Here is a 22996-nt window from a genome sequence, read left to right on the forward strand (position 1 = left end):
GGGCGGCCTGCGGGTGAAGCCCGCCTCGTCCTCGAAGCAGATGTAACCCCCGCAGGCCGCCCGGGCCCTTTTACCTCCACCCAGGTCGCCTCCTTCCAGCCGGTCACGGCCTCTTCGTCGCGCTCGGTGACCTGCTGAGCGAACAGCTCCGCCGCCTGCATCCGCACCGCTTCCCGGCGCCGCCGTGCTGTAGGCGTCAGCCCGCCCCCATCCGCATATCTCACCCACCACGGACTACCGGCAACAGCGCACCCACACAGGACGTTCAGCAAACATCACCCCAACGAGCCGAGATCAGTATGGTCCGTCCTCGCGGGCCAGTCCGCGTCGGGTGGAAACGCGGTAATCCATGGATTTTCCAATGACTGGATTTTCAATGTATAATGGTGGTCATGGATGATCGCCAGCTAAACGAAGAGCTCCACGACTGTCTGTTCGCGATTCGCGCCCAGGTACATACCGAGCTCAAGGAGTTGGCCCGGGAAGCGGGGCTGACCGATACCCAGACCGATGCGCTGTGGAGGCTGAGTCGCGGGCAGGAGATGACCGCGCGCCGACTGGCCGACCGCTTGCAGTGCGACGCCTCGACCGCCACATCGATGATTGACCGGCTGGAGAAGCGTGGCCTGGTCCGCCGCGTGCCCCACCCCACCGACCGCCGAGTGAAAGTCATCCAGCTCACCTCCATGGGATGTGCGCTGCGTGATCGCGTCATCCAGCACACCACCGAGCACTCACCCTTCGTCCGCCTCGACCAGGAGAGCAGGCTCCGCCTGCTCGCACTTCTCCGCCAAGCGATCGACGGCACCCACGCGACAGGTGAGGCCGCCAACGTCATGGGCACCCCGGAAAAGGAACGGCGATGAGCAGCAAGACCACGGTCATCACGGGCGGCGCCTCCGGCCTGGGTCTGGTGATGGCACGCCAACTGGTCAAGGCCGGGCACAGCGTCGTCCTTGTCGGCCGGGACGCGACGCGCACCCGGGATGCTGCTGAACGCCTGCATGGCATGGGCTCTTCGCACCGTGAAGCAGTCCTGCCGAGGACGTACACCGCCGATCTGGAGCAGTGGCCGCAGGTGCGGGCACTGGCCGCGGAACTGGCTGCCGACAGCCACCCAGTGGACATCCTCATCAACAACGCAGGGGCAGCTTTCCCCCGGTACGAGCAGACAGCGGACGGCGCGGAACGCACCTACGCGCTCAACCACCACGCTCCGTTCCTGCTCACTCACGCCTTGCTGGCCGAAGGAGCGCTCACACCCCAGGCGCGGATCATCAACATGTCCTCTTTTACGGAAAGGCGAGGCAAACTCGACGCCACCGATCCGGATGTCGCGGGAACATCGTGGAGCAACCGTTTCTACAACCAGATCAACGTCTACGCGACGAGCAAACTCGTCAGCCTCCTGGCGGCCCGTGAACTTGCACAACGCCTGCCCGACGGTATGAGCGTCTACAACGCCAATCCCGGCATGGTCAAGGGCACCGCGATGAACAGCAACGCCGGCGGGCTGATGCGGTTGAGCGCCCCGCTCTTCCGACCGTTCTCAATCACCCCGGACGAAGGGGTACAGACCCCTGTCTGGCTCGCCACCGCCTCGTCCGCACCACACCCCAGTGGCGGTTTCTTTAGCAAGTCTCAGCCGGACGCCCCTTCGCGCCTGGCTCTGAACGACACCCTTGCCGGAACCGTTTACACCAAGACGGCAGCCCTCCTCGGGGTGGTGCCCCTCACGAGGTAAGCCCGTCCGGGCCTTCGAAACACGCCTCACCGCGCTCCTCGACTGCATCTGCGGCGTCGCATTTTGCGGTTCAGACCCCCGTTGCGCTCCTGCAACCACACCGCCGAGACCTGCGGATATGCCTCGGCCAGCGACACAACCCCTCCTTGCGCTTGGCCAGGCTCTCCCCGGCCCGGCGCCTCATCCCGGTAAACGATCCGGCCGCCCGGGAGCGGCGCCGGGCTCGGGTCTTCAGGATGTCGCCCCGGCCGCACCCTCCGCTGCTTGTTCGGGTTTGCTGTGAGATGTTCATGCTGGTCAGGTGGTTGTATACCTCCCGCGCGATGAAGCGTTCCAGGCAGCGGAGGATGTCCTTGTTGACATGCCTTCAGCTGTGTGCCGCGCGACGTAGAGCCGTGTGTGGGGGGGCGTAGCACATCCGCACGAGGCGATCGTGTGGGGTGCGTGGTTGGCCTGACGGTCGCCGCCTCGGTTGAGACGGTGGCGGTTGGTCCGTCCCGAGCTGGCGGAGATCGGCGAGTGTCGCGGCCGAGGCGCTTTTGTGGCAGACATGGACTTCGACAGGGAATGATGCCTCGTCAGAGTGCGCTGTCCAGCCCTGTCGGACCAGCTCCTGCCTCCCTCCCCGCGACCGGCAGCCCTCGCTTGGGCTGGAGTACGGACTGGGCTCGACTTTCGTCCCCGAGTACAGGGCAACTGGGCACTACCAGTGGCGGGCAAGACGGCGCAGGGCGGTCCGGACCGCGCAAGTCGGGTCGGCGAGGTCGGTACCGGGGCGGGAGCGGACAAGCTGTGCGATCAGCTGGTGCGTTCCGTCTGCCGGAAGGAGATCAGCGCCTCGCCTTCTGCGAGAGTGGGCAGAGGTGCGCAGCCATGGTCACCAGTGGTCGTCGGCGGGCAGGGCTTCGTCGCTCTCAAGGGCCGGTTGGTGACGAAGACAGCAGCCGCACTCAGCTGGTCCGCCTGGTCACGGACGTACCAGCCGTGGGGCAGGTCGAGGCCGAGCATCCCGTCCGAGAGGTTGATCCGGCGCTCGGCGGAAGAGAGGGGGAGGTAACCTGAGTTTGCAACGAGCCGATCGCCTCGGCGCGGGCAAATGCCTCGGCAGCTTGTGCCAGCCACACTGCGAATCGTCCCGCTCCGCCTGTGCCGAGCGGTTCCGGTCTGCGGATGGTGGCGGTGCCGGTCAGTTCACCGCTCACGCCTGCACGCTCGCTACGGTGGGGACGATCAGCGATCGCAATGTGGCCACGCCTCGCGAGACGAGCGACGAGACAGTCCCCTGGGCGCAGTTCGGGTTTTCGGCGACCTGGCCTTCCGGCAGATCGCAGTAGTGCCGCAGCACCACAGCTGTCCGTTGCCGCAGCGGTAAGTGGACCAGGGCAGCTTGCAGCCGAACGCGGTCCTCCACCAAGCCGGCCGCGTCAGGCGGTCGGCGAGTCAGACCCATCCGCAGCGCCACCACGTCGCATCCTCACGGTCAGTCGACGGCTGCGTCCGCTGCGACGGCACTCCTGCGGCGGCGGAGGTGACGTATGCCTTCGATGGCACCGGTCACCACGAACGCCAGCCCCACACCGACGGCGATGGCCAGCAGCGTGTTCTCCTGGAACACGACGCCGCCGAAATAGCCGGTGAGTGCGGTGTAGGCGCTCCACGTGGCGGTGGCGAACGCGACGAAGAGTACGTATTTGCCCAACGGGTAGCCCACGAGCCCGGTGGACAACGTGGCCAGGTAGCGCCCCACCGGGATGAACCGTGTAGTCACCAGGATGAAGCCGCCGCGAGCGTCGAGTTCGCGGGCGAACCAGTCGTGCGCCGTCCGGCGTTTGGAGCCGGGTGGCAGGCGCTTGAGTATGCGTTCACTCAAGAGTCGTCCGACCACGTAGGGAACGAGATCGCCGAGAAGGGCGCCGAACGTCGTGGCGGCGATGACGAGCACGATGTCGGTCTGCCCTGTGGCGGCGTAGACGCCTGCGACGATTACGACGGGTTCGCTCGGGATCAGCGGGAGGAAGGAGTCGAGGAAGGACACCGCGATGAGCACCGCGTACAACCACGGTGAGGTGATGACCGATTCGGCCAGTTCGAGCCAGTCGATCATAAGCGCCAGACCTTCGTCGTCAGGTGCGGATGGATGGTCACGGGGCATCTCTCCCGGGATGATCGGCGATCACGGCGTTCGGCACATGAGGGGTGGTACGGGTCGGGTCAGAGGTCGACGGTGAGGTCGGACGACAGGGCCCGTGAGACGCAGCAGTACATGCGACCGGGCGGGGCGCCGATGTCGTCGCGGTGCTCCGGCTCTCCGTCGACGAGGGCGATCTCGCAACTGCCGCAGACGCCTTCACGGCATCCGGACGGTATGCGGAATCCCGCGTGGTTCAACGCGTCCAACATGGAGTCCTCCGCACTGACCCGGACAGTCCGTCCCGACCGGGCGCAGCGCACATCGAAGGGCTTGTTGGGCGCGAACTCCTTGGCCACCGGCCGGAAATGCTCGATGTGCAGCTGCTGTGCGGGGAACGCCGCCTCGGCCGCGTCGAGCATCGACGTGGGGCCGCAGCAGTAAACCAGCGCGCGAGGGCTCAGCGCTGCTGCCTCCGCGGCGAAGTCGGGCCTGCCGTGCTGCTCGGTGGTGTGGATGCGCACCCGGCTGCCGTGCGCAGCCCGCAGTTCGTCGGCGAACGGCATGGTGGCCAGGGACCTGCCCACGTACACCAACGTCGCCGAGGCGCCCGCTTCGACCGCCGCCGTCAGCATCGGCACGATGGGGGTGATGCCGATCCCGCCGGCGAGGAACTGGTACTCCGGTGCGGGCAGCAGGGGAAAGTTGTTGCGTGGCACCGAGACGTCGAGTGTGCGGCCCTCGTTGAGGAACAGGTGGATGTACTCCGAGCCGCCTCGGCTGAGCCGGTCGTGACGGACGGCGACACGGTACGTATCGCGGTCGGCAGGGTTCCCGCACAGCGAGTACTGCCGGGTCAGCCAGTTGGGCAGTGCCAGATCGATGTGCGCGCCCGGTTCCCAGGGGGCCAGCGGGCCGTCGGCGCCGCGCAGGAGGAGCGAGACCGCGCCCTCGGCGACCGGCTCCGCCTTCTCAAGGATGGTTCGTTGCATGGCCATACCGCCTTCAGTACAGGTGCCGGTAGTCGTCTTCGAGCATCTCTTCCAGCACCGTCGGATCTGCGTCGTCGAGCCCCATCTGGTCGATGGCGATCTCACCCATCGACGGCAGTTCTTCGGCCAGGGCCTGGCTCGCCGGATCCCACAGCCGGGAGCGGATCAGCGCGCGGCCGCAGTGGAAGAAGACCTCCGTCAATTCCACGACGATCGCCAGCTCGGCCTCCTTTCCCTCGGTGCGCATCCGGGCGAGCACGTCCGGTTCGTCGGTGGGATAGGCACGACCGTTGACACGCAGCACTTCCCGCATTCCGGGGATGACGAACATCAGCCCGATCCCGTCGTTCTCGGCGAGATTGCGAAAAGAGTCGGCGAGTTTGTTGCCTGGCCGATCGGGAATGGCGAGCGTGCGCTCATCGAGTACTTTGACGAATCCCGGATAGTCACCGCGCGGTGAACTGTCGGGGAGCCCTGTCGCGTCCGACGTGGCCATCGCCAGGAAAGGGGAGTGGGCGATGAAACGGCGGCAGTACCGGTCGAGGCGGTCGTGTATTTTGCCCTTGATCAGGTCCTCGGGCTCGCCGATCCGGGCGCGTACCTCCGCGAAGGAAATCCGTCGGGGACGGGTCTCGGAGATTGCGTCACCGCTGGTCGAGTGATGGTCATGAGTGATCATTCAGGTTGCTTTCTACTCGCTTCCACAAGGCCCGCGACAGGCCCATCCGGTGTGCCGTGGGGGTCACCGGACGGCGTCGTACGGCAGCACGGCGTGCACCCCCCACGTGTCGTTGGCCACTTGGGTGATCCGCAGGTCGACGGTTGCGCCGGCCAGGGCCAGCGCGGCCGTCCTGTCCAGATCGAACAGTGAGCACAGCCAGACCAGCATGGCGTCCAGCGCATCCCCCGTCGCCACGTTCAGGTTCTCGTCGAAACCGAAGGTGACCCGCCCTTCAGGTGTCTCGGCGTGGACACCGGGAACCGGGGCCCGCTCCCGGAGGTTCAGTGTCATCTCCGTCGTCATGGGACACTCGATCGCCGTGCCCGCGACCTCACCGTTCCCCTGCGCCGCGTGGCCGTCTCCCAGGTGGAGCATCGCATCGGGCACGGTCACCGGCAGGTACAGCGTCGAACCCGCCACCAGTTCACGGCAGTCGATGTTTCCCCCGCTCCCCGCTCGCGGCGGGATGGTGGAATGCGGGCCCGGCTCCACCGGAGGGACACCGACCACACCCAGGAAAGGCGCGATGTCCACGGTCCGGCCGCGGTCGTTGGTGGCCGTCCCGTCGCCGATGTCCCACAACAGCCATGACGCGGGTCCGTCGGCGACGCCGAGTCGGCGCGTCAGCGGGTTGTCCCTCGCCCCGGCGAGTGTCCACCCCCAGGTGCCGGCCCTGACGGACCCGAAGCGCACCTCGAGGACCATGCCCGGCTGCGCGCCCCGAACCGCGATCGGCCCGGTGAGACAGTGGCCGGTCCGGTCCTCGAACATCCTCGGCCTCGGGTCACCGGGTGTTCGCATCGGCTCCAGGTACCCTGCGGCGTCCAGCGAGCCGACCACCACCGAGTCGCCGGCGTCCACGGTGAGAACCGGTGGGGTGTCCCGGCTGAAGACGTTTACCACGGTGTCCCGTGTCGCCGGCAGTTCGTGTCGAACCATTCGAAGCCTCCCTTCGCGTCGTCGATCGATCCAGGTCGGGTACGGCGGCCCCGGTCCGCGGCAGCCGGGAGGGATGTGGTTGCCCGCGCCGCGGCACGGGCAGGTGCGCGGGCGGGGTCAGCGAAGCCCGGACCGTGGGGCAGGTTCCAGCCGGACCGCGGAAGCCGTCCCGCCTGACAGCGCGGAAAGGGTGTCGACGACGGTTGCGCACCGGGAATGCCCATGGACGGCGGCCAGGACGCGCTCCCGGTCGGCGGCGTCCTCGAAGCGCCGGATCCAGACGAAGGCGTCCTCGTCATCGGCCACCGTGAACGCTCCCACCACGTGCATCCCCATTTCCTGGTGCAGCGGGATGACGGTCTCGTCCATGTAGCGGGCCATTTCCGTGCCGCGGCCGGCGCGGGCGCGTTCCGTGCGTATCTCGTAGAACATGGGTTCCTCTCCGTTGCGTCCTTCGCGGTTGTCGTCAGGACGGAGGTCCGGTGCGGGCGGCGGCGAGCTCGTAGACGCCGGAGGAGCCCTCCCACGGGGCGGTGCGCGCCACGGCCCAGTGGTGTATCAGCCAGCGTCCGCCGGATCTGCGGAGCCTGAGCCGCCAGAGGCCACGCATCGTGCAGTGGTCGGTGACACCGGGGTCCGCGGGGACGTGGTGGTAGGCGACCATGTGCGCGCGGCACTCGGCCTCGTCACCAAACAGCTGTATGACGAGGTCGGTGGCCGCGTGGTGGGTGCTGTCGAAGCCCTCCAGGGTCCTACGGGCGAGCTCGACCAGCTCGGCGGCCGGCACAGTCGTCGGCGGGCTGCCGTGGTGATGGGCCGACAGGTCCAGATGCACCGCGTCGGCGAACAGCCGCCGCAGAGCGGTCCAGTCCCGGTCGTCCTGGGCGTGGGCGAGACCGGCGACGACATCGGCGACGGCTGCCCGGTCCACCAGGTCCTGAAGTGCGCTCATGTCGGCTCCTCCGTTGCCGTGGGGTGTTCGGTCTCCGGTCGTTCGACCAGCGGTAGGACCAGACGACTCGGGCGGGCCGGGCCGTGGTGGACCCGGTTGACCGCGACGGCCAGGTCGTCCTCGCTGTCGCCCGCGATCGTCCTGCCCGTGTTGGTGTTGCGGTCGTAGCGGGGGAAGTTGCTGCTGGAGACTTCGAGCCGGATGCGGTGCCCGGGCAGGAACACGTTCGCGGTGACGCTCAGATCGATGGCCAACTCGTAGACCGTTCCCGGCTCCAAGGGCTCCGGGTCGGTGAGTGACGTGCGGTAGCGGGCGCGCTGGATGCCCTCGCACAGCAGGATCGCCCTGCCGTCGGGGTGCACGTCGACGAGCTTGCCGGTGAAGTCGGTGTCCGGTGCGGAGGAGGAGACGTGCAGGACCAGGGTGACGTGGCCGGTGACCTCGACGGGATGCTCAAGGACGGGAGTGGTGAAGCACAGCACGTCCTCGCGCGTTTCGACGGCCGTCTGGTCGGCCGGTCCGGGGAAGGTGCCGGAGGCGGAAGCGAGCACGGTGCCACCCAGGCTCGGGACCGGGCGGCGTGGGTCGTAGAGGAACGTGTCCGCCGTCTCCCCCGACACGGCGTCGCGCGTCAGGACGCCGTCACCACCGGCGGTGTTGGCGCGGCCGCCCCCGGCGAGGAAGAAGTCGGTGTAACGGGTGTCGGGCAGCGGCCAGTCCACCTCGTCACGCCACCGGTCGATGCCCATGACGAAGATCCGGACCCGGTGGGCGTCGTCGGACGTCTCGGTCCGGCCCTGGACCCAGCGGTCGAAGAACCGCAGGTGTGCCTCGGTGACTCCGACGGTCTTGATGCTGCTGGCGAGCCCGAACGACCGGTCGGGGTAGGTGCCCAGGTCGGTGCCGTCGGCGTGCGACCACGGGCCGATGAGCAGCCGTTGGCCGTTGCGGGCCTCGGCGCTGCCACCGTGACGGCGCATCATCGTGTAGGACCGCACGGTTTCGCCGATGAACACGTCGTACCAGCCACCTATCTGGAGGGCCGGGACGGTGATGCGGTCGCAGTGGTCGATCGCGGAGATCTCCTGCCAGAACTCGTCCCGCTCGGGATGGTCGAGAACCTCGCCGAGCCAGGGCAGGTAACGGGTCACCGCGCTGCGGTCGGCCAGCGGCAGCGGGTTGTGCAGCGATCGTGGGTCAGCCAGGCCCGACATCAGCGCGTGGACGTCGGCGGGGTCACCGTGTCCGTCGGCGAGGCCACGGCTGAGGTTGCGCACTGCGGAGAGCGTGCTCCAGGTCAGGACGGCGTCCTGAGACAACGCGCCGCCCGGAGAGCGCCACGGTGCCGCGTAGGGGTCGGCGGAGCTCATCACGGGTGCGATCGCACGCAGCGCCGGCGGGTTGTGGGGGGCCGCCTGCCACTGTGCGAATCCCATGTAGGACCCGCCCCACATGCCGACCGCGCCGTCACACCATGGCTGATCGGCCAGCCATGCGAGCGTGTCGAGGCTGTCCGCGCCCTCGTGAGTTTGTGGTGCGAACGTGCCGGGTGAGTGGGAGGTGCCGCGGACATCCTGGGCCACCACCGCATAACCGGCGTCGACGAACGCGAACACGTCCGGGAGCTTCGGGTTGCCATACAAGCCCGCGTCGTCCTTGCCATACGGCGTGCGGACCAGCAGCGCGGGGAACGGCCCCGGTCCTTCCGGCCGCCACACGTTGGTCGCGAGCGCGATGCCGTCACGCATCGGCACCCACACGTCCACCTCCACCGTGAAGGTCATGCCCGCACCTGGCGCGTGCCGGATATCGCCGTCGCCGTGGTGATCATCCAGTGGCTGAAAGCGGCGTAGTGCTGTGCGAACTGCTGCGCCGTGGGCGCATGCTCCACCGCGGCCGACAGCTCCGCGACATGGGCGTAGCGCGGGATTCGGTCGGCCTCGTAGGCGGCCAGTGCTGCGGGCACGTCGCTCGTGGGGGTGAGCAGCCGGCCGAGCAGGGCGGCGTCCTCGATGCCCAGCGTCGCACCGGCGGTGATGTGCGGCGACATCGCGTGGGCCGCGTCCCCGGCCAGCACGACACGTGCGGAAACCCAGTGCGGCAGCGACGGCGCGAGCATGATCTTGTTCTGCAGGATCATCTCCTCGGGCGTCGCGGCGATCAGCTCGGTCAGGACCCGGTTCCGCTTCCCCTGGTCGAGGTGGGCGGCCCGGTCCAGGGCCTGCTGCTTGACGCTGCCGGTCAGCTCGGGCGAATTGAACTGGTTCACCAGCCAGTAGACACCGCCGTCGTAGGTGCGTACGTAGCCGCCGCGGCAGCCGTGGGCGCCCAGGATCAGCCGGTCTTCGGACAGGGTGATGCGGGGGTTGGCGATGACCGCCCGCCAGGCGTGATGGCCGGGGTGCTCCTGCGCCGGGCTGCCGGGCACCAACTGCCCGCGCACTGTCGAGTACACCCCGTCCGCGCCGACGAGTACGTCGGCGTCGTCCTCGCTGCCATCGGTCAGCCGGACCGTGACATGGTCCGAGTGCTCCTGGTATTGGCCGAACCCGGTCGCCAGGCGAATGTTCTCCCGGCCGACCGCGTCGGCCAGCAGGTCGTTCAGCTTGGCCCGGTGTACCAGCAGGAACTGATGGTCCTCGGGGCCGAACTCCGGGGTGGCGAGCAGCCGCCCGGCCGGGTCGTGAAAGTACATCTCGCTGGGCTTGCCGATGGCCCGCACCTGCGCGCCGATGCCGAGTTCGTCGAAGACCGCCAAGGCGTTGGCCCACAGCCCCAACCCGGCCCCGGCGGCGCGGATCTCCGGCGCCTGCTCGTAGATCACCACGTCGACACCGGCGCGCCGCAGGGCTAGCCCGCTGGTCAGGCCCACGATCCCGGCCCCGATCACCACAGCCCGCATCAGAGCTCACCCTCAGCCACTTGCACCACGGCCACAAGCGCTTGGTGACCTGCGGGGCACGTGCGGATGTCCATTGTGTACTCCTGACGTCGTCCTGTGTTCGACGGTAGGGACGCAACCCGATTCACTCCAGTGCAACCTTGGTACACACTTATTTCGCTGGTGATAATCGGTAGGTGGACTACGACCTGAACCTCATCGAGGCATTGGACGCACTGCTCGCCGAGAACAGCGTGACGAAGGCCGCGGCACGCCTGCACACCTCGCCGCCGTCGATGAGCCGCGCCCTGGCCCGCTTGCGCCGCGCCTTCGACGACCCGCTTCTCGTGCGGGCCGGACGCGACCTCGTGCCCACAGCCCGCGCGCTGGAGCTACGCGGTGAGGTGCACGCGGTCGCCGCCCGAGCACGAGCGCTGTTCACGCCGTCGCACACCGCCGATCCACGCACCACGGTGCGCATGTTCGACCTGCAAGTGGCCGACATGCTGTCGACGACGTTCATTCCGTCGCTGATCGACGACCTGCGGGTCCAAGCCCCCGGCGTCTCGCTGCGGCTGCGGCCGGAGAGCGTCGAGGACACCCCAGCCCTCCGGGAAGGACTCGTGGACCTGGAGATCGGGGTCATCCGCCCGGGAGACCCGGAGATCCACTCGGAAACGTTGGTCACAGAGACGCTGATCGGCGCGGTGCGACCGGACCATCCACTCGCGAGGGTGAAGACCGTCACGCCGAAGCGATTCGCCGCGGCCGATCACATCGTCGTGTCCCGGCGGGGCCGGGCGCACGGCCCGATCGACGAGCAACTCGCCGACCTGGGCCTGAGCCGGCGCGTGATCGCCGTGGTCCCCAGTTTCGCGAGCGCGCTGTACCTCGCCCGCGAAACCGACGTCGTGTGCGTCGCCCCGGCCCAGCTGGGCCGGTCGATGCTGGACACCCTCGGGCTGCGCACCTTCCCGATCCCTCTGGCCCTGCCGCACACGGCGATCGGCATGGCGTGGCATCCCCGCAACCACCACGACCGCACGCACCAATTGCTGCGCGAGCGCACCCGTCAGATCATGGCGGCGGCCGGCGGCACCGGGTGATCCAGAGCCGGCTGCTTTGTCGCGAACGAACGGCGGGCCCGCGAACCGTCACGGCATCGTCGTGTGGCCGAAGCCGGCCAGGCCGGCGTCGAGCAGCCGCCCCGCGCTGCGCACGTCGGCGGTAACAGCGTCGCGGACCTGTCGGGGCGTGCTTTCACGCTCCGCCGCAGGGCAGTGCATTGGACGCGTCACAGCCCGAGTAGGGCCGTAGCCGCGATCTGGCTCAGGGGATCGTCGCTGTCGCGCCCGGTCCGCGCGGCCAGCCGGCTCAGGGTCGGCTTCACCGCGGACCAGTCGGTGTGGCCGGCGGCATAGCCGATGAGCGTGTCGTAGATCTGGGCGTCGTTGACGATGAGTGCGTCCAGCTCGCCGGCCAGGATGTCCAGCGCCGCGTCGATCGCGGTGCGATCGACGCGGGCCAGTCCGGTGCGGGAGCGTGGTCGTCGTCGCGCGGGAAGGTCGAGGATCAACGCTTCCTTGGAAATGGGGAAGTTCGGACGACCTGCTCAGGGGGTCGTGGCGGAGTGGGAACCGGGCACGTTCGTGGAGAACCTCGCCCCACGTCCGACAGCAGGTGGCTGGTCACGATCCCCTCGCACCGCCGGATCGACCGTGTGGACTGCGACGGACGCACCGAGGTGTTCGCCGAGATGGACCGCGTGCCCACCGGTATCGTCGCCCACAGCGTCGGTGCCCTGGTCCTCGCCGGAGCGATCGGCAGCGCGACCGGCAACTGGTCTGTGCCGAACGCGGCCACTGCCATTGGTCTGCGAACAGCCGGACTTGGTGTTCGGCAACGGCATGCAGCGAGTCGGCGGACACCTGCTGGCGATGGACTCCGCGCTCGGGCTGGCCCTGGACATCGACCCTGCCACCGGCGCGCACAGGTTCATGCCCGGCGCCAATGGCGTTGCCGCGCACGGGGAATCGGTCTACATCTCCAACACCGCGCAGGCATTGCTGCTGCGCTGCTCGACCGTGCACGATGTCACCCTCGTCGCGGAGAACCTGACCGCCGGCCCCTTCGCAGCGCACCCGGACGGGAGGATCTTCCTCGCCACCCAGCACGGCAACAGTGTGCTCCAACTGGATCCGCACGGTCGCCGGGTCGAGCTCGCCGGGCAGACACAAGGGCTCATGGGCAGCACCGCGGTGGCGCTCGATCCGATCCCCGATGTCCTGTACGTCACCACGACCGGCGGGATGCGAGGACCGCGCGACCGGGACGCGCAACCGGCGCGGCTCGTGCGGCTGCGGCTTACCTCGGGCGGTCGGCATGACCGGTGACGTGGTGCAGTACATCGGCCTGTTCCCGCTCGGCGTTCTCGCCGGCGACGAGCTGATCGTCCGCTACGGCATCCATCCGGCACTGTCCAGTTTGGAGGATCGGGCCCATCTGCTTGCGCCGCAAGCACTCGTGCGCCACCTGCGGGTGGTGGTGCCGATCGTTATGTTCCCGGCGGCCGCGTTCGCCGTGGTCGGGCTGATCACCGTCACCGGGCCCAGTCTGGCGCTGCGGTGGGCGATCCAGCCGCGATGGCGCTGTTCTGGCTGCTGTCGTTCCCGGGCACGGTGCCGATCGAGTTCAAGGTCAACGACTGGCAGGTGGACGCTTCGCCGGCCGACCGGAAGGCCGTGGCCCGCCGCTGGTCACCCATCGACGTGCTCCGATCGGCGGCGGCCACCGCCGCCTTCCTGTTCGCGGTGCTGGCCGTCGCGCAGGGTGCCGCGGCTGACAGGTTGCGGGTGCCGACGCTTCGCCGTCGGCACCCGCAACCGTTGATCCGCAGACCGCACTCGTCGCTACAGCCAATTGCATGTGGGTAAATCATTGGTTGACGAACAAGAACTTGATGTTAATCGACCTGCTCCCTAGTGTTCCTGGCATGAACCTCATCGTCCTCGCAGCGTCCGGCCGAACGGGACTCGCGATCACTCGACAAGCTTTACAACGTGGCCACTCCGTCACGGCGATCGCGCGGAACCCCGAGCGCATCGCCCTTCCCGACTCCCCGAAGCTGCGCAAAGTCACGGCCGACGTGAGCGATCCGGCCGGCATCGCCGCGGTCGTCGACGCGAACTCCGTTGTCCTGTCCGGACTCGGCGCGGATCAGGCGGGAACTCTCCTCGCCGGCGCCAAGGCGGTTGTCGCCGCCGGACCGCAGCGCATCATCTGGCTCGGCGCCTACGGCACGGGCAAGTCGGCCGACGCCGCCGGCGAGGGAGCGGCCGTGCTCGGGAAACTGCTGGGCGACCGGCTCGCGGACAAAGTCGAGGCCGACAACACCGTCTTGGCCGCCGGGGGTACGGTTTTCCACGCCGGCGTGCTCGACATGGGGCCGGAGAGCCGCACCCGGCGCACGGTCGGCCTGCAGGCCGCGCCCCCGTTTGACCTCAGCGCGAAGGTCAGCCGCGAGACCGTCGCCGCGGCCATGCTCGATGAGGCCGAGACACCCAGCTTCGCCGGCACGGTCGCCCTGCCGCTGGACCACTAGCCGGCGACGATCTCCGAGAGAGATGCCCGTACCTGGTCACGGAGCCAGGCGTGAGCGGGGTCGGAATCGTAACGCTGGTGCCAGTTGCAGTTGATCACCGCCGGCAGCGACTCCACCGGCAGTGGCCGTATGATCAGCCCGAACACCTCGATGAGCGGGCGGCTGAGGATCTCGGTGCTGGTGACCAGCACGTCGCTACGGCCGGCTATTTGCAGGGCCATGGCGAGCGTCGCGACCGCCGCGACCACTCGTCGGCGCAGTCCTTCGGCCGCCAGCACGTCATCGATCGGTGCGGTGAGACGGCCTCGTCGGGAGACCAGCACGTGCGGCTGCGCCGCGTAGGAGCGCAGATCCAAGCCGTCCGCGCACGGATGAGTCGGACGCATCGCCACGACGAGCGGGTCGTGTCCCAGAGTCTCGGACCGAAACTCGGGCAGGCTCGGCCGGTCCCCGCCGAGTTCCATGTCTACGCGGCCCTGGCGGAGGTCGTCGGTGTCGGCGGAGTGCTCGGCCAGCACGCGCAACTGCACGCCGGGTGCCTGCTCCTGGATCCGGCCGACCAACACGGGTCCCAGCGAGGTGGCGAGCGCGTCGTGGCACTGGATCGTGAAGGTGCGGTCCAGCTCGGCCAGGTTCAACTCACGGGTCGGTGACAGCACCTCGTGCGCTTGCCGGACCAGCCGGTGCACGTCCTCCCGAACCGCCAGAGCGTAGGGCGTGGGGGTCATCGAGTGACCCGTACGCACCAGGATGTCGTCCCCGGTCACCGCGCGGAGCCGACCGAGGGTGCGGCTGACCGCGGGCGAGGACAGGTGCAGCCGGTCGGCCGCGCCCATCACGCTGCCCTCTTCCAGCAGGGCGTCGAGCACCGTGAGCAGGTTCAAGTCTACTTGCATAGCAGTAAATCGTACGCGCGCATTGATGCCGCACTGTTAATGACTGGAGTTTCCCATGACGCACGAACTTCTGTCTGCCACCACTGCCGCCGTCCGCCGCGCCGGCGCCCTGATGCTGGACCGCTACTCCTCCGATGCGCGTCAGTTCGGGCTCACCGAACTCCTGGCGGACGTCCGCGCCAACGACCAAGCCGTGGTCGAGGTGTTGCGGCCGGCGCTGACCGACATCCTGCCCAGTGCGGACTGGCTCAACGACGAACACGGCTGGGGCCCGCTGACCACGGGTGAGTGGTGGCTCATCGATCCGGTCGGCGGCAACATCAACGCCGTCCACGGCATGACCGACTGGAACATCGGCGTGAGCCTGGTCCGGGATGGGCGGCCTGTGCTGGCCGTGGTCTATTTCCCGCTGGTGGACGAGATGTTCACGGCCGTCGAGGGCGGCGGGGCGTTCCGCGATGGCGTGCGGCTGCGGGTCTCGGACAAGACCTCGCTCGACGGTGTCCTGGCCGGCACCGGTCAGGCAAAGCCCGGCCAGGACGCCGAAATCGCCGACCGGATCGGGGCTTCGTTCGCCGCGATGATGAAGGCGGCCATCTACGTGCGGGTTTCCGTGCCCGTGACGCACCAGTTGGCGCAGGTCGCGGCCGGCCGGATGGACCTGCACTGGCAGTTCGACCACGTGCGCTCGCACGTGGCGGGCGTGTTGCTGGTCCAGGAGGCCGGCGGCGTCGTCACCGACCTCGACGGCAAGCCGTGGGAGCTGACCAGCAAGAGCTACCTCGCCGCCGCCCCGGGCGTGCACGCCGCGGCGCTGGAAATCGTCGCTGCCTGACCGGAGATCGACAACGGAGTGTTCGTGATGAGTACATCCGCCGTGTCCTCGGCCGCGAACCCGTCGGACTGCCCATGGTGATCCGCCAGTTGCGATGGGAACCAGACTGCGGATCTCGGTCGCGCTCAGGGCGGCGAACTCGGCAGGCCACTTGCCGGCCGTCTGCCGGTTGAGCCGGACCTGGTTGCAGGGGACGCCGATGTCCTCGGCATACAGCTCCAGGGTCTCCCGCACCCCGAGCAGTTCCTCACCGGCCGCCGGTAACGAGCCGCCATGCGGTTACGGCCATTGCTGTGGGGCGCCGCGGCGCTGCCGGTGCCGGTGTGGATTCCCGCTCTCGTACCGATTGCATGGCAGTTCAAGCCGGTCGTTCCAGATGATGGCCATGAGCCCGGACAGTCATGAAAAACCAACGATGATCTACCGGTGCTTCGGATGCCATGGGACCGGGATGGGCTGGAGCCCTATGTCGTCGCGAGGGCTTCTGTGGGGGTCAGGCGGGCGGCGCGGATGGATGGGTAGACGCCGGCGAGCATGCCGATCAGGACCGCGCCGGCGAACCCGGCGGTCATCGAGCTGAGGGGGATGACCGGCTGCCAGTTCTGATGAGTGGCATAACCGATGGTGGCCAGGACTCCGAGTACGGTGCCGGCCAGGCCGCCGAGCCCCGACAGGACAACGGATTCGGTGAGGAACTGGCCGCGTATCTGGTTCCTGTTGGCACCCAGAGCGCGGCGCAGCCCGATCTCCCGGCGGCGCTCGAGGACGGAGATGACCATGGTGTTGGCCACTCCGATGCCGCCGACCAGGAGGGCGACCCCGGCGAGTCCGAGGAAGATCGCGGAGAAGGTGGTCTCGGTGGCCCGTTTGGCGGCCAGTGCGTCGGAGGGGCGGCTGACCTGGACCAGGCCGGGCAGTTCGGGGTTGATGGTGGCGGGCAGCACGTCGCGTACGGCCTCGATCTGCGACTCTCTGGCCTTGAGGTAGATCACGGTTGGGTGGCCGTTGAACTTCAGCAGGCTGCGGGCGGCGTCCCAGCCGACCAGGACCGAGCGGTCGATGTCCGGCGACAGCGGGGTCTTCTCGAGGATGCCGATCACCGTGAACCAGCGGCGGTTGATGTAGATCTGCGGGGCGGGCTGCCCGGCGGTGATCTTCGGAATGCCGAGGCGAGAGGCGGCGACCGAGCCGAGGACGGCGGTGGGGAACTTCTCCGTCTCCGCGCTGAGGAATCGGCCCGAGCCCACCTTGGCGTTGATCGCCTGAAGCAGATTGAGCTTGCCGGCCAGGACGGTCAGGCCCGCGTACTCGCTGGCGCTGACGCGGTCATTGCGGAAGACCTCGGCATGGGTGTTGGCGACCGCGCTGGCCACCGTGACCGGCCCGATCCGGCCGGCCATGTCCACCGATTCCGGCGGCAGCAGCACCGGTGGGTCCTGTCGGGCGGGCACGGCCTGGAGCATGTTGGTGCCCAGCGCGGAGAGCCTGGTCATCAGGGCCTTCTCACTGGACGCCGGGATCCCGGTGACGACGATCAGGGTGGCGATGCCGATCGAGATGCCGAGGGCGGACAGGGCCGCCCGGACCTTGCGGGTCCGCAGGCCCAGCAGCCCCAGGCCCAGGATGTCCAGCGGCGCCAGTCGCACCGGCCTGCTGTCGGCGACCCCTTCGGCGGGGCGGCCGGCGGCGGGGCGCGTCGAGGTGATGGTCATGACCAGCTTTCCGTACGGGCGTCGGTGCGGGTGTCGGTGTCGGTGCGGGTGTCGGAAAGGAGGCGGCCGTCGCGGATCTCCACCCGGCGGGGCAGCTGGCCCGCGATGTCCCGGTCGTGGGTGATGACCGCGATGGTGGTTCCCTCGCGGTTCAACGTGGTCAGCAGATCCAGTACGGCCACGCCGTTGGCGGTGTCCAGTGCGCCCGTGGGCTCGTCGGCGAGCACCAGGACGGGCTGGTTGACGAGCGCACGGGCGATGGCCACCCGCTGCCGCTCACCGCCGGAGAGCTGCTGTGGCAGATGCCGGGCACGGCGTGCCAGCCCCACCCGGGCCAGCGCCTCCAGGGCCAGCGGATGGCGCTTGCCGCGCGGAACCCCGGCGTACAGCAGACCGGTGGCGACGTTCTCGGCGGCGGTCAGCCCGTCGGTGAGGTGGAACTGCTGGAACACGAAGCCGAGTTGGCGGCCCCGCAAGGCCGACAACCTGCGGTCGGAGAGTTCTGCGACGTCCTGGCCGCCGATCTCCACCGTGCCGCTGGTCGGCCGGTCCAGCGTGCCCATGATGTTCAGCAGCGTCGACTTGCCGGACCCGGACGGGCCGACGATGCCGAGCAGTTCGCCCTGCTCGACGGCGAGCGAGACATCGTCGAGCGCCGTGACCCCGCCGGGATACACCATGCTCGCGCCGCGCACCGCCAGGACCGGGCGCGAGCTCATGAGGTCGTCACCACCTTGGTTCCGTCACTGATGCCGCTGCCGCTGATCTCCACCACACCCTTGGAGAACATCCCGGTCTTCACCGCCACCAGACGGCCGCCCGGCAACTGCACCGCGTAGCCCCCCTCGCGCAGCGCCATCAGAGCGCCGACGGGCGCGGCGAGCACGCCTTTGCGAGTCTCCGAGGTGAACTTCACCTGTACCGGGGCGGAGTTCAGCTTGCGCACCGCCGCGGTGTCGCGCAACCTGATGCTGACGGTCAGCTCGGGCTGACCGGAGCCGCCGTTGCCGCCGCCGGCCGCCGCGTCACCGAGCTGGACGGTGGTGCCGATGGCGGTGATGGTGCCCTGGGCCGTGGAGTTGTCGGGCAGGTTCACCGTCACCGAGTCGCCCCTCCGTATGGAGCCTGCCTCGTCCGGTTCCACTGGTACGGTCACCGACTTGACGGTGGAGGTGACGGTCATGAGGGTCCCGTCGGCCGCGTCGGCGAGCTGGGCCTGTACGCCGTCGACCCGCACGGCACCGGACAGCACCGAGAGGTCGCCGACGGCCAGAACGCCGGTGGGGGGCATGCCGACCGTGGTCTGCCACCGCTTGATCGCGGCGACGAGGCCGGCGGTCAGGACCCCGTCGCCACGCTTGACCTGGACGGGCGCCGCGCTGGAGGTGGCGGCGTCGGGCTGGGTGCTCTGCCTGGTTCCGGTGGCGTCCGGTGCGGGACCTGCCGTGGCCGAGCCCGCTGTCTCCCGCGCTGCGTCCCCGGCCGTCTCTTCGGTGTCCGCCTCGTCGGGCCTGACCGGTTGCTGAGCGATCCACGTGCCCACCGCGGGCTGTGCGCCGATGTCGTAGCCGAGATTCCTCAGGTTGTCCGCCACCACCTTCACGTCCGGGCCGGTGGTGCCCCGGGCCCTCAGCGTCCGGTACAGCGGCGTGCTGCCGTAGAAGACCGGTACCGGAACGTTGTCCACCCGGTACAGCGGCTCGCCCCGCCGCACCGTGGTCCCCGCCGCCGGCAGCCAGGTGATCAGGCCGCCCCTGCCGCCCTTCACCGTGGTCGTCCGGCCGTAGCCGAGGGTCCCGTCCAGTGTCTGGGCATTGGACAGATCGGTTCTGGTCACGACGGCGGTGGCGACCCGCGCGGCGCTGCCGGCCGCCTTGTCCGGCTTCCCGTCGCGGTCCTGCCAGGCGGCTACGGTCAGTGCGCTCGCGATGACGACCGCCAGTGCCACGGCCCCGAGGACCACCCGTCGTCCGCCCCGCGGACGGGCGGCCCCGGTGTCATCAGTCGTCTTCACCGAACGCCTTCACCTGACAGGTGGCCTCGGCTTCCTCGTAGTTGGGAGCGCTCAAGCTCGCTCCCTCTTCCAAGCCCCAGCCTCCATCGACGACCACGCTCTTGATGCCGTGCTCGTTCATGCACTTCACCATGATCCGTACGTCGTCGCTGTAGTCCGGGTTCTTGGCCGGGTCCAGCTCCGGCGGATCGAGCGGTTCCTTCCCCCGACACGCCTTCACCTCGGGGGCGTTCGGGGAGGTCTTGTACTTCTTCTCCGCCCCGTTCTCCTTCAGGCAGGCGAGCCAGGCATCCATCATGCGGTTGATCTCTTCCTGGGTGGTGTCCAGCCGGATCCGCGGCCGGCCCGCGTCGGGATCGGCGCTCGACTGCGTCGAACCACCGCCCGCCGCCGGGGTATTGATCGAGGCGACGTCGCCCTGACCGCTCTTGTCCGCATCGCTTCCGCCGCCTCCGTCACCGCCCCCGCATGCGGTGAGGACGACCAGCGCGGCCGCGCCGACAAAGGTGAACACCGCGGCTCGGCGAGTACGACTGAACACGGGCCGCGGGCGATGGGCGCACTCGCCGCGACGGTCCGACGACGCCCGATTGAGGAGATTCGACATGGCGCAGACCATGGCCCGCGGATATGAGGATTCTGTCAGGGCGCAGTCAGAGATCCGTCTGGTCTTGTCCCGCCCCCTAAGGTGACCCCATGAGCGCCCGTGTTCTCGTGGCCGAGGACGACACCAAACAGGCCGAGGTGATCCGCCGCTATCTGGAGGGCGAGGGCCACACCGCCCTGGTCGTCCATGACGGGCGCGCGGCGCTCGACGAGGTGCGCCGCCACCGGCCCGACCTGCTGATCCTCGATGTGATGATGCCCGTCGTCGACGGACTGGACGTGTGCCGCATCCTGCGGCGCGAAAGCGATGTGCCCGTGTTGATGCTGACCGCCCGCAGCACCGAGGAAGACCTCCTGCTCGGCCTGGACCTCGGCGCTGACGACTATCTGACCAAGCCCTACAGCCCCCGCGAGCTGATGGCCCGTACCCGCACCCTGCTGCGGCGAACCCGGGCATCCGCCGCGGCGCCGGACGACCCGGTGCTGCGGATCGGTGCTCTCGCCCTCGACCCCGTCCGCCGCATCGTCGAGATCGAGGGCCGGCTGGTGACCTGCACGCCGGGTGAGTTCGACGTCCTCGCCACGATGGCCGCCGAACCGGAACGGGTCTTCACCCGGCGTCAGTTACTGGCCCGGACACGGGGAACCGACCGTTACATAACCGAACGCACCATCGACGTACACGTCCTGAATCTCCGCAAGAAGATCGAACCCGTTCCCCGGCAGCCGGTCTATCTGCGGACCGTGTTCGGAGTCGGCTACTGCCTCACCGACGGCAGCCGTGGGCGCTGAGACGGAGGCCCAGGCCGCGGCCAGAACCGAAGCCAAGGGCAGGGGCAGCGCCAAGGGCAGGGCCGGGGGCCGGGGCAGGCTGCCGTTGCGGCGGAGTCTGCTGGTCCGGCTGCTGGCGGCGTCGATCACGATCGCCGTGTTGTCGGTCGCGGCCACCGCCTGGCTGGCCGTGCGCACCGCGACGAGCGCCATCCAGGACGAGCAGGGGCAAGTCCTCGCCAACGACGCCCAGATCTACGACACGCTCATCGGCTATGCCGCCGACCACACCGACTGGTCCGCGGTGAAGCCGACCCTGAGCCGGCTGGCCGAGCGGACCGGGCGCCGTATCACCCTGACCACACAAGACCGCCGGCCCATCGCCGGGTCCGGCTCCGCCACCGCCCTTCCCACCAGAGCCTCGGTGCTCGTCGACCCTCTGCGGGCCGACCCGGCGCTGCTGCCCGGCATCAAGACGGACGGCATCGACCCGCGAGCGGTCGGCCCATATCGACTGCCGGAAGGTGAGCGCAAGGAACTACGCAACCTCGCGGAGAAGCTGCAGCCCTGCTGGCGCCATTTCGCCGGTTCCAGCGCCCGAGTCACCGAAACGCCGAGCGGTAGGCCCTCCGTCGTCATCAACGCCAACAATGACCTCCTGCAGAAAATCAGCGGGGCGTGCGCCCTGTACACGCTCGACGACCCCACGCCCACCGAGAAACGGGCGCTCGACCGGCTCAACGTCCTGGTCGGCGGCTGTCTGGAACGCCAGCGCCTAAACCCCGTGACGGTAGGTCTCAGCTTCAAGCCCACCAACGGAGTCGCCGGCGAGGCCGTACAACGGTGCATCGACACCGCCCGCCGCGAGCAGCTCGCTCCGTACGTCGCTCCGCCCGCGCTGTTGTTCGTCACCACCCGGGCCGGATCGGCCGCCCCCGGCTTCGATCTCTCCCCGGGCAACACGGTTCGGGTCGCCGGCGTCGCCGCCCTTGTGCTGGTCCTCACGGTGGCCGTCACTGTCGCGGTGGGCATCCGGCTTGTCAGACCCCTGCGGGCACTGACCGACGCCGCCCGCCGCCCGGCGCAGCAGCACCTGCGGGTACCGGTGACCACCAACGACGAGATCGGTCACCTGGCCGCTGCGTTCAACGACCTGTCAGAGCGCCGCGAGCGGGTGGAGGGCCAGCGCAAGGCCATGGTCAGCGACGTCGCCCATGAACTGCGCACCCCGCTCAGCACGATCCGCAGCTGGCTCGAAGCAGCCCAGGACGGCTACGCCGTTTCCGACGACGCGTTCGTCGCCTCCCTGCTGGAGGAGGCCCTGCTGCTCCAGCACATCGTCGACGACCTCCAGCACCTGGCACAGGCCGACGCGGGCCGGCTCCGGCTGCACCCCGAACTCCTGCGCCTGCCCGAGCTCCTCGACCACGTGGCCACCGCCCACCGCGGCCGGGCCGACACCGCCGGCGTCACGCTCACCACCCACACCGAGGGCGCCCCCACCCTCTTGGCGGACCCCGTGCGCCTGCGCCAGACCATCGGCAACCTGCTGTCCAACGCCATCCGGCACACACCTCCCGGAGGCACCGTCACCCTGCGCTGCCGCGGCGCCGGCAACCAGGTCGTGATCGAAGTCGCCGACACCGGTACCGGAATCGCCGCCGAGGACCTGCCCCGAGTCTTCGACCGCTTCTGGCGCGCGGACAAGTCCCGCAGCCGCCAGACCGGCGGCAGCGGCCTGGGCCTCGCCATAGTCCGCCAACTCACCGAAGCCCACGGCGGAACGGTCTCGGTGACCAGCACCCCGAACGTGGAGACGGTCTTCACACTCAGCCTGCCCCTGTGAAGGGACGGACGCCTGCTGACGCTCGGAGGGGGCTTGTTGGTGTGCGGGATGGTGGTTGGCCTGGTGTGTTGCTGGTTTGTCGAGAGGCGGGGTGGGTGGCTTCGGTGGGGAGGCCGGGGTGTGTGAGCTGGAGTTATGTCTTGTGTGCTGAGCGGGGCTGGGTTCGTTGTAGGTAGCTGTGGCATGACAAGGCTCGGCTGGTGTTTGTGCTGGTCAGAGTTCTGCCTGCTTGGTGGGTGGGGCTCGAACACGGTGGCGGCTTCGAGGAACCGCTGTGCGGCCGCGAGCACTCGGGCGGCGTCGGGCAGCACGGTGCCGGGGGAACGGATGGTGCCGTCGGGGTTCAGCTCGTGCTCGC

At 69.0% G+C, this 22996-nt stretch carries 25 protein-coding genes and 1 pseudogene; 9 read left to right on the forward strand and 17 right to left on the reverse strand.

Translation table 11 applies throughout. From position 1 onward, the window contains the following. Positions 1 to 224 (reverse strand): annotated as a pseudogene (locus tag EF387_RS50275) (IS630 family transposase); the annotation flags it as partial. Positions 225 to 392: 168 nt separating this feature from the next. On the opposite strand from EF387_RS50275, the gene EF387_RS41265 reads away from it, so the two are divergent. Further along, positions 393 to 866: a MarR family winged helix-turn-helix transcriptional regulator gene (locus EF387_RS41265; RefSeq protein WP_128381749.1), complete on the forward strand. Its 474-nt coding sequence runs from the start codon at positions 393 to 395 to the stop codon at positions 864 to 866. Beyond that, positions 863 to 1744, forward strand: coding sequence for an SDR family NAD(P)-dependent oxidoreductase (locus EF387_RS41270; protein WP_128381750.1), 882 nt, complete (start codon positions 863 to 865; stop codon positions 1742 to 1744). The genes EF387_RS41265 and EF387_RS41270 overlap by 4 nt, the downstream gene beginning before the upstream one ends. A 798-nt stretch (positions 1745 to 2542) precedes the next feature. Here EF387_RS41270 and EF387_RS41275 read toward each other — a convergent pair. The 10 genes from EF387_RS41275 to EF387_RS41320 all read right to left on the reverse strand — a co-directional run bounded on the left by EF387_RS41275 (position 2543) and on the right by EF387_RS41320 (position 10378). Continuing rightward, on the reverse strand, positions 2543 to 2752 hold the full coding sequence (locus tag EF387_RS41275; protein ID WP_128381751.1) for a hypothetical protein: 210 nt from the start codon (positions 2750 to 2752) through the stop codon (positions 2543 to 2545). 190 nt (positions 2753 to 2942) lie between these two features. After that, the gene (locus tag EF387_RS41280) at positions 2943 to 3209 is read right to left on the reverse strand and encodes a sigma factor-like helix-turn-helix DNA-binding protein (RefSeq protein WP_238431989.1); all 267 of its coding nucleotides are present in this window, start codon (positions 3207 to 3209) and stop codon (positions 2943 to 2945) included. 15 nt (positions 3210 to 3224) lie between these two features. Continuing rightward, positions 3225 to 3848, reverse strand: a complete 624-nt coding sequence (locus EF387_RS41285) for a DedA family protein (RefSeq protein WP_162467312.1) — start codon at positions 3846 to 3848, stop codon at positions 3225 to 3227. A 107-nt stretch (positions 3849 to 3955) separates the two neighbouring features. Beyond that, on the reverse strand, positions 3956 to 4864 hold the full coding sequence (locus EF387_RS41290) for a PDR/VanB family oxidoreductase (RefSeq protein WP_128381786.1): 909 nt from the start codon (positions 4862 to 4864) through the stop codon (positions 3956 to 3958). A gap of 13 nt (positions 4865 to 4877) precedes the next feature. After that, entirely contained in the window at positions 4878 to 5543 is a 666-nt protein-coding gene (locus EF387_RS41295; RefSeq protein ID WP_128381753.1) for an MSMEG_1061 family FMN-dependent PPOX-type flavoprotein, read from the reverse strand. Positions 5544 to 5606: 63 nt separating this feature from the next. Then, positions 5607 to 6524 (reverse strand): acetamidase/formamidase family protein, encoded by a 918-nt coding sequence (locus tag EF387_RS41300; RefSeq protein ID WP_128381754.1) that lies wholly within the window; start codon positions 6522 to 6524, stop codon positions 5607 to 5609. A gap of 117 nt (positions 6525 to 6641) precedes the next feature. Beyond that, complete coding sequence (locus tag EF387_RS41305; RefSeq protein ID WP_128381755.1) at positions 6642 to 6956, reverse strand: NIPSNAP family protein; 315 nt, start codon at positions 6954 to 6956, stop codon at positions 6642 to 6644. Between the two features lie 34 nt (positions 6957 to 6990). Then, a complete protein-coding gene (locus EF387_RS41310; RefSeq protein WP_128381756.1) occupies positions 6991 to 7476 on the reverse strand; it encodes a nuclear transport factor 2 family protein in 486 nt (161 codons plus the stop codon). Continuing rightward, the gene (locus EF387_RS41315) at positions 7473 to 9260 is read right to left on the reverse strand and encodes a CocE/NonD family hydrolase (RefSeq protein WP_128381757.1); all 1788 of its coding nucleotides are present in this window, start codon (positions 9258 to 9260) and stop codon (positions 7473 to 7475) included. Before EF387_RS41315 ends, EF387_RS41310 begins: the two co-directional genes overlap by 4 nt. Beyond that, positions 9257 to 10378 carry an FAD-dependent monooxygenase gene (locus tag EF387_RS41320; RefSeq protein WP_128381758.1) on the reverse strand — a complete coding sequence of 374 codons (1122 nt, stop codon included), beginning with the start codon at positions 10376 to 10378 and terminating at the stop codon, positions 9257 to 9259. Before EF387_RS41320 ends, EF387_RS41315 begins: the two co-directional genes overlap by 4 nt. Positions 10379 to 10554: 176 nt before the next feature. Between EF387_RS41320 and EF387_RS41325 the strand changes: the two genes are divergently transcribed. Beyond that, the gene (locus EF387_RS41325; protein ID WP_128381759.1) at positions 10555 to 11463 is read left to right on the forward strand and encodes a LysR family transcriptional regulator; all 909 of its coding nucleotides are present in this window, start codon (positions 10555 to 10557) and stop codon (positions 11461 to 11463) included. Between the two features lie 188 nt (positions 11464 to 11651). Here EF387_RS41325 and EF387_RS41330 read toward each other — a convergent pair whose 3' ends face one another. Beyond that, positions 11652 to 11933 carry a hypothetical protein gene (locus EF387_RS41330; RefSeq protein WP_128381760.1) on the reverse strand — a complete coding sequence of 94 codons (282 nt, stop codon included), beginning with the start codon at positions 11931 to 11933 and terminating at the stop codon, positions 11652 to 11654. A 313-nt stretch (positions 11934 to 12246) separates the two neighbouring features. On the opposite strand from EF387_RS41330, the gene EF387_RS41335 reads away from it, so the two are divergent. From EF387_RS41335 to EF387_RS41345, 3 genes are all read left to right on the forward strand, one after another. Further along, entirely contained in the window at positions 12247 to 12750 is a 504-nt protein-coding gene (locus EF387_RS41335; RefSeq protein WP_128381761.1) for a PQQ-dependent sugar dehydrogenase family protein, read from the forward strand. A 249-nt stretch (positions 12751 to 12999) separates the two neighbouring features. Beyond that, a complete protein-coding gene (locus tag EF387_RS47700; RefSeq protein WP_202918537.1) occupies positions 13000 to 13290 on the forward strand; it encodes a hypothetical protein in 291 nt (96 codons plus the stop codon). Between the two features lie 8 nt (positions 13291 to 13298). Beyond that, a complete protein-coding gene (locus EF387_RS41345; protein WP_238431990.1) occupies positions 13299 to 13958 on the forward strand; it encodes an NAD(P)-dependent oxidoreductase in 660 nt (219 codons plus the stop codon). Here EF387_RS41345 and EF387_RS41350 read toward each other — a convergent pair. Further along, positions 13955 to 14854, reverse strand: a complete 900-nt coding sequence (locus tag EF387_RS41350; RefSeq protein WP_128381762.1) for a LysR family transcriptional regulator — start codon at positions 14852 to 14854, stop codon at positions 13955 to 13957. The two genes, EF387_RS41345 and EF387_RS41350, sit on opposite strands and share 4 nt — an antisense overlap. A 55-nt stretch (positions 14855 to 14909) precedes the next feature. On the opposite strand from EF387_RS41350, the gene EF387_RS41355 reads away from it, so the two are divergent. After that, positions 14910 to 15689 carry an inositol monophosphatase family protein gene (locus EF387_RS41355; protein WP_128381763.1) on the forward strand — a complete coding sequence of 260 codons (780 nt, stop codon included), beginning with the start codon at positions 14910 to 14912 and terminating at the stop codon, positions 15687 to 15689. A 464-nt stretch (positions 15690 to 16153) separates the two neighbouring features. Here the strand turns inward: EF387_RS41355 and EF387_RS41360 are convergent, their stop codons facing one another. Genes EF387_RS41360 through EF387_RS41375 form a run of 4 tightly spaced genes read right to left on the reverse strand, consistent with a single transcriptional unit; the run spans position 16154 to position 19929 of the window. Continuing rightward, positions 16154 to 17401, reverse strand: a complete 1248-nt coding sequence (locus tag EF387_RS41360) for an ABC transporter permease (protein ID WP_128381764.1) — start codon at positions 17399 to 17401, stop codon at positions 16154 to 16156. Next, on the reverse strand, positions 17398 to 18120 hold the full coding sequence (locus EF387_RS41365; RefSeq protein ID WP_128381765.1) for an ABC transporter ATP-binding protein: 723 nt from the start codon (positions 18118 to 18120) through the stop codon (positions 17398 to 17400). Before EF387_RS41365 ends, EF387_RS41360 begins: the two co-directional genes overlap by 4 nt. After that, positions 18117 to 19415 carry an efflux RND transporter periplasmic adaptor subunit gene (locus tag EF387_RS41370; protein ID WP_238431991.1) on the reverse strand — a complete coding sequence of 433 codons (1299 nt, stop codon included), beginning with the start codon at positions 19413 to 19415 and terminating at the stop codon, positions 18117 to 18119. The genes EF387_RS41365 and EF387_RS41370 overlap by 4 nt, the downstream gene beginning before the upstream one ends. Then, positions 19402 to 19929, reverse strand: a complete 528-nt coding sequence (locus EF387_RS41375; RefSeq protein ID WP_155589820.1) for a hypothetical protein — start codon at positions 19927 to 19929, stop codon at positions 19402 to 19404. The genes EF387_RS41370 and EF387_RS41375 overlap by 14 nt, the downstream gene beginning before the upstream one ends. A 182-nt stretch (positions 19930 to 20111) precedes the next feature. Here EF387_RS41375 and EF387_RS41380 point away from each other — a divergent pair, with 182 nt between their 5' ends. Then, the gene (locus EF387_RS41380; RefSeq protein ID WP_128381767.1) at positions 20112 to 20813 is read left to right on the forward strand and encodes a response regulator transcription factor; all 702 of its coding nucleotides are present in this window, start codon (positions 20112 to 20114) and stop codon (positions 20811 to 20813) included. Next, positions 20803 to 22638 (forward strand): sensor histidine kinase, encoded by a 1836-nt coding sequence (locus EF387_RS41385; protein WP_338058154.1) that lies wholly within the window; start codon positions 20803 to 20805, stop codon positions 22636 to 22638. Before EF387_RS41380 ends, EF387_RS41385 begins: the two co-directional genes overlap by 11 nt. Positions 22639 to 22996: the final 358 nt, after the last annotated feature.

Source organism: Streptomyces cavernae (assembly GCF_004023625.1).
Lineage (GTDB): Bacteria > Actinomycetota > Actinomycetes > Streptomycetales > Streptomycetaceae > Streptomyces > Streptomyces cavernae.